The 9,085-nt window shown below is 66.3% G+C and carries 9 protein-coding genes; all 9 read right to left on the bottom strand.

Annotation, left to right across the window (positions count from 1 at the left end; genetic code table 11):
- On the bottom strand, window positions 1-633 hold a 633-nt coding region (locus U5709_RS00140), incomplete at its 3' end, for a uracil-DNA glycosylase (RefSeq protein WP_321972497.1).
- 9 nt (window positions 634-642) lie between these two features.
- Window positions 643-1,803 carry an alanine racemase gene (gene alr, locus U5709_RS00135; RefSeq protein WP_321972496.1) on the bottom strand — a complete coding sequence of 387 codons (1,161 nt, stop codon included), beginning with the start codon at window positions 1,801-1,803 and terminating at the stop codon, window positions 643-645.
- Between the two features lie 48 nt (window positions 1,804-1,851).
- A complete protein-coding gene (locus U5709_RS00130) occupies window positions 1,852-3,468 on the bottom strand; it encodes an NAD(P)H-hydrate epimerase (protein ID WP_321971298.1) in 1,617 nt (538 codons plus the stop codon).
- Between the two features lie 3 nt (window positions 3,469-3,471).
- The gene (gene acpS / locus U5709_RS00125; protein ID WP_321971299.1) at window positions 3,472-4,050 is read right to left on the bottom strand and encodes a holo-ACP synthase; all 579 of its coding nucleotides are present in this window, start codon (window positions 4,048-4,050) and stop codon (window positions 3,472-3,474) included.
- Between the two features lie 186 nt (window positions 4,051-4,236).
- On the bottom strand, window positions 4,237-5,574 hold the full coding sequence (gene glmM / locus U5709_RS00120; protein WP_321971300.1) for a phosphoglucosamine mutase: 1,338 nt from the start codon (window positions 5,572-5,574) through the stop codon (window positions 4,237-4,239).
- Between the two features lie 181 nt (window positions 5,575-5,755).
- On the bottom strand, window positions 5,756-6,151 hold the full coding sequence (gene rpsI, locus U5709_RS00115; protein WP_321971301.1) for a 30S ribosomal protein S9: 396 nt from the start codon (window positions 6,149-6,151) through the stop codon (window positions 5,756-5,758).
- Between the two features lie 2 nt (window positions 6,152-6,153).
- Window positions 6,154-6,594 (bottom strand): 50S ribosomal protein L13, encoded by a 441-nt coding sequence (gene rplM, locus U5709_RS00110; protein WP_321971302.1) that lies wholly within the window; start codon window positions 6,592-6,594, stop codon window positions 6,154-6,156.
- Window positions 6,595-6,873: 279 nt separating this feature from the next.
- Window positions 6,874-7,803, bottom strand: a complete 930-nt coding sequence (locus tag U5709_RS00105; RefSeq protein ID WP_415913442.1) for a patatin-like phospholipase family protein — start codon at window positions 7,801-7,803, stop codon at window positions 6,874-6,876.
- Window positions 7,804-8,098: 295 nt separating this feature from the next.
- Window positions 8,099-8,905, bottom strand: coding sequence for a phosphatase (locus tag U5709_RS00100; protein WP_321971304.1), 807 nt, complete (start codon window positions 8,903-8,905; stop codon window positions 8,099-8,101).
- Window positions 8,906-9,085: the final 180 nt, after the last annotated feature.

Here is a 9,085-nt window from a genome sequence, read left to right as displayed (position 1 = left end):
GAAACCTGCAAAAGGGACTGTCCCCAATGCAGGTGCGGGATGGTTGCTGAGCCAGGCGCCAACAAGCTGCAGGTCTTGCACGAGCAGCGGCTCCCACTCCTGGTGATAAATGCACGCCGCAGGATGGAACGTCGGGCACACAACGAAGTGCCCCGCCTGGTAAAGCTGCCCGCGCAGCGTCGTGACGCCGCGGTTCGTGCGCAAGACGAACTGCGCGGCGAAGTTGCCCAAGCACACGATGACGTCCGGCCACACGCTGCGGATCTGTTCGCGCAAGAACGGCGAGCACGCCTCGATCTCCTCGGGCCTGGGGTTGCGGTTTCCCGGCGGGCGGCACTTGATCACGTTCGCGATGTAAATCTCGTCCCTGATCAGGCCCGCATTGCCAAGAAGCGCGTCGAGCTTGTGCCCCGCTGCGCCCACAAACGGCTCGCCTTGCAAATCCTCGTTGCGCCCCGGTCCCTCGCCGATGAACATCACGCGCGCGTGCGGGTTACCCACACCGTACACCAGGTTCGTGCGCGTATCGCCCAGCGTACACAAGCGGCAGTCTCCCATCACGGTGCGGATCTCGTCGAGCGAGACCTCTCGTGGCCTCTGGTGGTCGTGGCCGGGAATCCTCATGACGCCCATGGCAACCGCCTACACGTAGATCTTCTCAAGGCGCTGGCCGAAGTTGCAGACGATCTCGTAGTTGATGGTGCCGCGCAGGCGCGCCATCTCGTCGGCCGAGATCTGCTCGTTGCCGTCGGCGCCGATGAGGGTGACGACGTCGCCCACGTGGACCTCCGGCACGGGGCAACAGGTACGGTTGGCGTTCACGTCCACGGCGAACATGAACTGGTCCATGCAGATGTTGCCGACCTGCGGCTGGCGCCGGCCGCCCACCAACACGTCCATGTTATTGGATAGCGTTCGGGAAAGGCCGTCGGCGTAACCGATGGGCACTGTCGCCACCTGGATGTTGCGCTTGGGCACGCGATAAGTCATGCCGTAGCCCACACCGGCCCCGACCTCGGGATACACGACACGCGTCACGCGGCTGCGCACGCTCATCACGGGCTCGAGCGCCAGCGCGGAACGCGTGGTCTCGGCGGCGTCGAGGCCGTAGAGGCCGATGCCCACGCGGCACATGTCGAAGTGGCACTCAGGGTGCAGCAGCGTACCCGGCGTGTTGTCGCAGTGCACGAGGCCGCAGTCGAGCCCCGCGTCGCGGATGGCCTGGCAGGTGCTGTGGAAGCGGTTGAGCTGCAACGCGAAATCCCGGTCGTCGGGCACGTCGGCCGTGGCGAAGTGCGTGAGCGTGCCCGCGCACTCGAGGCCGCGGTGGAAGTCGATGGCGCGGCGCAGCTCCAGGGCGTCGGCCGGCAGCACGCCGATGCGCGTCATGCCGGAGTCGACGATGAGATGATACTTGGCCACGGTCCCCGCCGCGGCGGCCGCCTCCCCCAGCGCGAGCGCGAAGTCCGCCTCGAAGACGCAGGGCATGAGGTCGTGCTCGACGAGCGTCTGCACGCTCTCCACCGGCGGCTGAGAAAGGATGAGGATCGGCAACTCAATGCCGGCCCGACGCAGCTCAACGCCCTCGCGCACGGTGGCGACGGCGAACTGATCGGCGCCCGCGGCATGCATGGCGTTCGCGCAGCGCACGGCGCCGTGGCCGTACGCGTCGGCCTTGACGACGCACATCATCTGGACGCCGCGCTCGAGCCGGCGCTTGAACGCCGTGGTGTTTCTCCGCAGCGCCGAAAGGTCGATCTCGATCCAGCTCCAGCGGTCGTCGGGAGACGCGATTACAACCATGGGAACTCCTTCTTTGGGCCGCGTGGCAAATGCCCGCGCATTCCCAGTCTAAGCCTCCGGGCCAGCCAGAGACTCGGGGACGAAGGCGTGCTCCTCGATGGCGTCGGCGGCAAGACCGATGCAGTCGATGATGTCGCCGGCCACGACGCCGCGCGTGCCGTAGGCCTCGGCGGCCAGCGTGCCCGCGTAGCCGTGGACCTCGCAGGCCAAGGCGGCAAGAAGCGGCAGGTCAGACACCTTATCGACCGACTGGGCGAGGTAGCTGGCCATCATGCCGGCGAGCACGTCGCCTGAGCCGGCGGTGGCGAGTGCCGCGGGTCCGGGCTTGGGCAGAACAGCCTGGTCCGCGCCGACGCAGCCGGTCGCGCTGCCCTTGGCAACAACGACCAGCTCAGAGCCACCGTCGGTCCAGATAATCTGGCGGGCGCACTCGAGCTGCTCCTCGAGGCTCGCGGGCGGGTTGTCGGCGCGGCCGACGAGACGGCCGAGCTCGCGGCGGTGCGGCGTGAGGATGAGCGGCGCTCCTCGGCGCGTGATCTCGGGGTAATCTGTGATGTTGCCCTCGGTGAGGTGCGAGAGGCAGTTGAGGCCGTCCGCATCGATGACCAGCGGTTTACTGCCGCACAGCAGCTCGCTTACGCAAGCGACGGGGCCGGATGCGACGCGCATGCCGGGACCGATGAGGGTCGCCGTGTTGCTCTCTGCGAGCATAGAGACCTTAACGGCGGCCTCGCCGGTCAGCACGCCATCGACGTCGCAGGGCAGGCCGATAACCGGGATCTCGAGCACATGGCTCTGCACGATAGGAACGATGCTCGCGGGAACGGCCAGCGTCACGTAGCCGGCGCCGGCGCGCGCGGCGGCGCGGGCGGCCATGATCGGGGCGCCCGGGAAGCGCGAGGAGCCGCCCACCACGAGCACCGAGCCGCGGGTGAACTTATCCTGAGCGGCGCTCGGCTCAATGGAAACACGCCGGTAGTCGGCCAGGTCCGTGCGCCATGCCACCGGGTCGGCCTCGACGACGAGGCGCTCGGTCTGCTCGGCCAGCGGGGCCACGACGATGACGCCGCACGCGTCGCGGCCCGCGTCGGCAAGAAGCCCGGGCTTGAGTGCGATCATGGTGACGGTCATGTCGGCGATGACGCAGTCGCCGTCGATGAGGCCGGTCTGCGCGGAAAGGCCGCTCGGCACGTCGACGGCGACGACGCGCGCATTCGAGGCGTTGATGCAGTCGACCCAGATGTCGAACGGCTTGCGAACGCCGCCGCGGAAGCCGGTGCCCAGCATACAGTCGACCACGGTGTCGGCATCGGCGAGCAGCTCCCTGACCTTTTCGCGAGAAGGGCCGATGAACATGGGCGTGCCGGAACGGACGGCGCTCTGCGCCACCCGGCGCGCAAGATCGCCGGGGATGCGCTTGGGCTCGACGGGCGCGACGATGCGCACGGAGACGCCGTGGGAGTGGAGCGCCTCGGCGCAGACCCAGCCGTCGCCGCCGTTATTGCCCATGCCACAGAAGACCACGACGTTCTTTGCCCCGAGCTCCAGGACCTCGTGGGCAACGGCGCGCCCGGCGCGGCGCATGAGCTCCGAGACGCTCACGCCGACGCGGGTAAGGCCGACCTCAACGCGCTTGATGTCATCGATGTTGAGCACTGGCTGCATGGGTTACTCCTCAGTGGAAGGGCGGTTTGTGGGGAGCGCCGTGGAGGCCACGGCCGTCATGTCGGGCGCGAGGGTGTCGATGGGAAGCGCCATTTGCGCGTCCTCGACCCGCTCGAGCTCGTCGAGCACGCTCTTTGCCTCGCGAAAAGACGCCGCCAGCGCGCGGGCCGCGTCGGCCCTGGCGTCGGGCTTGGGCTTGACGGCCTCCGTGACGGCCACGGCGTTGGCCACGGCAACGTCGCGCGTGTAGCTGATGGAGAGCGCCACCTCGACGACGCCTTTCTCCAGAGCGACCTTGGCGGCGCCGCCGGTAAGACGGGCGCGGACGGAGCCGCGATCATCGCGGGTCACGCTGACGTCGCGGATGCCCACGCCACCGCCAAATCCGCAGCCCAGAGCCTTGACGACGGCCTCGCGCGCGGCCCAGCGGGCGGCGTAGTGCTCGGCGGGGCGGGCGGAGCGCTCGCAGTAGGCGCGCTCCTCCTCGGTAAAAACGCGGCGCAGGAAGTTAGGGCGGCGCCTCATGACGCGCTCCATGCGCGAGATCTCGAGCATATCGACCCCGATGCCGGCAGCTGTCACAGGCCTCGCCTCCTTTTGTGCCCTTGCGCAGGGGCGGCCCCGCGGCCTACCCACGATCTACTCCCGTGGTCTAGCCCGCGGCCTACCCCCGCGACCTGCAATTTGTCTGAAAATCAACGCGCGCCGGCCCCGCCGACGCGCGTCAGTCAAACCGCTATGAATTCTACCAGTGCGAGCGTCCAGCAGTTAGGCCATATACGGCTTCAGCGCAGCAATCACAATCTGGTTGGCCTCGGCGCAGAGCTTCTCGTCGGGAGCCTCGGCCAGCACGCGCACGAGCGGCTCGGTGCCGGAGGCGCGCACGAGCACGCGACCGTTGCCCTCAAGGAACTGCTCGGCCTTGGCCACGGCGCTCGTGACCTCGGGCGCGTTCATCGCGGCGCCCTTGTCGGTCACGCGGATGTTGTCGAGCTGCTGCGGGTAGAGCTTGACCGGACGCGTGAGCTCGGAGAGCTTCTCGCGCTCGCCGCGCAGGACCTCCATGATGCGCAGCGAGGTCATGATGCCATCGCCGGTCTTCTCGAGGTCCGAGAAGATCACGTGGCCGGACTGTTCGCCGCCCAAGGTGTAGCCATTCTCGCGCATGCAGGCGTAGACGTTCTTGTCGCCCACGTCGGTCTTCTCGTAAGAGATGCCGGCGGCGTCGAAAGCGCGGAACAGGCCGAAGTTGCTCATAACGGTGGGGACCACGGTGGACTTGGCCAGGCGACCGTGCTTGTTGAGGTAGCAGCCGCAGACGTAAAGGATCAGGTCGCCGTCCACCAGGTGGCCGCGCTCGTCCACGGCAAGGCAGCGGTCGGCGTCGCCGTCGTAGGCAAAGCCCACGTCGAGGCCGTTCTGGACGACGAAGCGCTGGAGCTGCTCGATGTGGGTGCTTCCGCAGTCCACGTTGATGTTGAAGCCGTTGGGCGAGTTGTTGATCACGTGGGTCTCGGCGCCCATGGCGTCGAAGACCGGGCGCGCCACGGAGGACGCGGAGCCGTTTGCGCAGTCCAAGCCGATCTTCAGGCCCTGCAGCGAGAAGCCGCAGCTCGAGATGAGGCTCGCGATGTAGCGGTTGCGGCCCTGCATGTAGTCAACGGTGCAGCCGATGGCGTCGCCGGTGGCCAGAGGCACGTCGGTCTTGCCGTCGATGTAGTCCTCGATGAGCTCCAGGACGTCCTCGTCCATCTTGTAGCCCTCGCGGTTGACCAGCTTGATGCCGTTGTCGGTGTAGGGGTTGTGAGAGGCGGTGATCATAACGCCGCAGTCGAAGGCGCCGTCCACGACCTCGTAAGAAACGCCCGGCGTGGGGATGACGTGCAGCATGTAGGCGTCGGCGCCGGAAGCGACGAGGCCGCTGATCAGCGCAGACTCGAACATGTAGCTGGAGCGGCGGGTGTCCTTGCCGATGATGACGCGGGCCTTCTTGCCCTGGCGCTTGCCATAGTACCAGCCGACGAAGCGGCCGATCTTGTAGGCGTGCTCGACGTCCAGGCCCTCGTTGGCGCGGCCGCGGAAGCCGTCGGTGCCGAAGTACTTCATTCGTCGTCCCTTCTCGGTAGACAACAGGTGTGTGCAATAGGCGATGTGCTCAGTGGCTCAAAATTCTACTACCAGCGCGAGGCCGGCGCGGCCGCGCGGGCGCATACCCGCCGCCACGCCATAAGAAAAGGACCCGCCGAGCGAGTCGACGGATCCCAAAAGTGCAAGGTGTGCTCGAAGCTTAGCGCTTGGAGAACTGCGGGCGCTTGCGGGCCTTCTTCAGGCCGTACTTCTTGCGCTCGACCGCACGCGCGTCGCGCGTGAGGAAGCCGGCCTTCTTGAGGTCGGCGCGGTAATCGCCGGCGTCCAGAAGGGCGCGGGAAATGCCCAGGCGGCAGGCGCCGGACTGGCCGTTGATGCCGCCGCCGTCGCAGTTGGCGAGGACGTCGAAACGATCAGCGGTCTCGGTGAGCTTCAGCGGCTCGAGGGCGTTGTCGACGAGCTGCTGACGACCAAAGTAATTGAGGGCGTCGCGGCCGTTGACGATGAACTTGCCGGTGCCGGGAACGAGACGGACACGGGCGACGGCCTCCTTGCGGCGACCAGTGCCCCAGTAAACAACGGAGTTCTCAGCCATCGTTAGGCCCTCCAATCGATCTTCACGGGGTTCTGGGCGGCGTGCGGGTGCTCGGGGCCGGCGTAGACCTTGAGCTTCATGCCCTGCTTGCGGCCGAGCGTGTTCTTGGGGAGCATGCCCTTGACAGCGTGCTCGATGACGCGCTCGGGGTGCTTCTCCATGGCCTCTTTGAAGCTCTCGAACTTCATGCCGCCAAGGTAGCCAGAGTAGCGCCAGTAGCGCTTCTGGTCCATCTTGTTGCCGGTCAGGATGACCTTATCGGCGTTGATGACGACCACGAAATCGCCGGTGTCGGCGTTCGGGGTGTACTGCGGTTTGTTCTTACCGCGCAGCGCCATAGCAGCGGTGGTCGCAAGACGACCGAGGGTAGCGCCCTCAGCGTCGATAAGCAGCCACTTGCGCTCGACCTCACCGGCCTTGGCGAACTGAGTCGACTTCTTCACTTGACTCCTCCTACGTACCTACGGTTCGGACGGCTTCTGGACAAACCGCCGACATGCTTGTTCTGTTAAGAGATTACGGGGCTCTTCTAGACAAAGCTTGTAAATTGTACGCCAGCGCAGGCGCCGCGAGCGGGGAAATTTTGCCCGCCCGCGGCCCTCACAAGCTCGACACATCGCTCCGCCCGCACCGGGCGACCTGCCATTTGGGGACAGTCCCCTTTCCGCAGCGGTTTGGGGACAGTCCCCTTTCCGCAGCGGTTTGGGGACAGACCTTAGCGGTTAGACGAGGAAGGCGTCGATCTCGGCGAGACGGGCCTCGGCCTGGCGGCGTCCCTGCAGGTAGAGGTCCAGAAGCGGCGCACCCGCCGTCTCCATAACGCCCACCTCGACGGGCTTCTCGGGAGCGATAACCAGGCAGCGGCCCTCGCGCTCGAGCTCCCAGAGTTGCTCTCGCTGCGCGTTGTAACGCGGGCCGCGCGTGCGCAGGGCCTCGGTGTAGTACGGGTAGCTCTCGTAGCGGCGCGAGCGCAGGACTATGGCCTCGGTGCCGGCGCCCTTCTCGTATCCGCGGTCCTGCGTGACGACGACGAGCGCGCGCTCGGCCGGCGTGTGGCCCTCGACCTTGCGGGCACCCGGCAGGCCCATCGCCACGGCGAAGGGGATGGAGTCGGTGGTGCCGCCGTCGAGATAGCGCTGGCCGTTTATCTCCACCATGCGCGAGACGCCCGGCAGCGAGGCGGACGCACGAACCTTGACCGCGTCCTCGGGAAGATGAACAACGGGCAGGTAATCGGGGGTACCGAAGGTCACGTTGGACGCGACGGCGTACATGCGCATCGGGTTCTCCTCGAAGGCGTCGTTGTCGCAGGGGTCGAGCTCGTTCTGCACGGTCTCGTAGACGAACTCGCCGCCGGCGATGTCACCCGTCTTTGCGAGGCTCTTGAAGCCCATGAAGCGGTCGTCGTCGCGGAAGGTGAGCATGACGCGCATGGTGCGGCCAATCTGGCCGCTCTTGAAGCTGACGGCGTTCATGGCGCCGGCCGACACGCCCCACACGCTGGAGAAACGCGTGAGGCCGCGCTCGGCGAGGACGTCGAGGACGCCGGCGGTAAAGATGCCGCGGAAGCCGCCGCCCTCGAGGACGAGCGCCGGGGCGTCGGCGTCGGTGGCGTCGGTGGCGTCAGCAGCGTCGGTGACGTCGGCGTCCATGAGCGCGTCGTTCTCAGCGCTCACATTGGTAAGAATCTCTTCTGACACGCTAATTCTCCTAACCTCTTGGCGTCTTCGGACATTGTTGCGTGGCATAAGTCGAGGTTATGCACGATATAACTCGGACCGGCCGAGTAGCGCATATTTTCTCAACCCATCTACCTGCGGAAACGCGAATCGCAATCGCCTGGCTACTCGCTCACTTTGAATTAAATCGTGCATAACCTCGACTTCCGCTTCAGAACGGCCGTAAAAGCGGCGCGGATGGCCTCGCGGCCACCCGAACGCCTTCTCCCTACAGCTCGAAATCGGGCAGGGCGGCGCGGGCGGCGGCAAGAAATCGCTCGGCCGAGGCGCAGGCCACGAGCTCCTCGGGGAAATCGATGCGCTCGAGCAGCTCGCGGGTGTGGTCGGCGCGGCCGATGGCCGGCGCGATGTGGGCGTCGGAGCCGAAGCTCACGAAGCAGCCGAGCTCGGCGCAGCGGCGCGCGACCTTCTCGCAGCGAGCGAGCGACTTTTTCGCCTTGAGGGGCTCGGCGATGCTCGACTCGTTGATCTCGATGAGTTTGCCCATGTTGCGAGCCGCCTCAAGCACCGGGTCGAGCTCGAAGTCCACGCCCGAGCGACCGACGTGACCGAGGATGAGCACCTTCGGGTCCTCAAGGACGTTGATGTACATCTGCGTGTTCTGCGCGCGCGTGGCCGCGTCGCAGAAGTCCTTGCGGTGGATGCTCGCAATGACGTAATCGCAGGCACCGAAGACCTTCGATTTAAGCGTGGCCTCGCGGCGGCGCTCCTCGGTGATGTTGTGGGTAACGGGGATGTCGTGACCGAAGAGGTGCCCCTCGACGTCCACGATGTCGGCCTCGCAGCCGTGCAGCAGGCGCACGCCGTGCCACTCGCGCGGCCAAACGCCCATGTTGATGTAGTACTGGAAGTTCTTGAGGGTCTGCTCCTCGAAGAGCATGCACGAGAAGTGATCGGTAATGCCGAGCAGCTCAAGGCCCGCGTCGGCCGCGGACCGGACGTCCTCCTCCACCGTCGAGTAGGCGTGACGAGAAAAGAGCGTGTGCGTGTGCACGTCACAGGCAATTTTGAGCATGAGCAGCCTTTCTTGACTCGGCGTTTTGCCCCCATTCTACGGCGAAAGGCGGGCCGGCCGCGTCGGCCGCCCCGCCCCGGGTGGACAAAGGGACTGTCCCTTTGTACGTGATGTCTGTCCCAAAACCGCAGCGGTTTGGGGACTGTCCCCAAATGGTAGGGGGTTATTACTTGGTGGGCT

It is taken from the genome of Paratractidigestivibacter sp. (assembly GCF_963660155.1).
In the GTDB taxonomy this organism is placed as follows: domain Bacteria; phylum Actinomycetota; class Coriobacteriia; order Coriobacteriales; family Atopobiaceae; genus Paratractidigestivibacter.
This window is presented reverse-complemented; position numbering and strand designations above follow the sequence as displayed.

What these genes read in the sequence shown, in the direction of transcription:
- alr (WP_321972496.1), bottom strand. Translation starts at nt 1,803, where the DNA reads ATGGTTGTAATCGCGTCTCCCGACGACCGCTGGAGCTGGATCGAGATC.
- U5709_RS00130 (WP_321971298.1), bottom strand. Translation starts at nt 3,468, where the DNA reads ATGCAGCCAGTGCTCAACATCGATGACATCAAGCGCGTTGAGGTCGGC.
- glmM (WP_321971300.1), bottom strand. Translation starts at nt 5,574, where the DNA reads ATGAAGTACTTCGGCACCGACGGCTTCCGCGGCCGCGCCAACGAGGGC.
- rpsI (WP_321971301.1), bottom strand. Translation starts at nt 6,151, where the DNA reads ATGGCTGAGAACTCCGTTGTTTACTGGGGCACTGGTCGCCGCAAGGAG.
- U5709_RS00105 (WP_415913442.1), bottom strand. Translation starts at nt 7,803, where the DNA reads ATGGACGCCGACGTCACCGACGCTGCTGACGCCACCGACGCCACCGAC.
- U5709_RS00100 (WP_321971304.1), bottom strand. Translation starts at nt 8,905, where the DNA reads ATGCTCAAAATTGCCTGTGACGTGCACACGCACACGCTCTTTTCTCGT.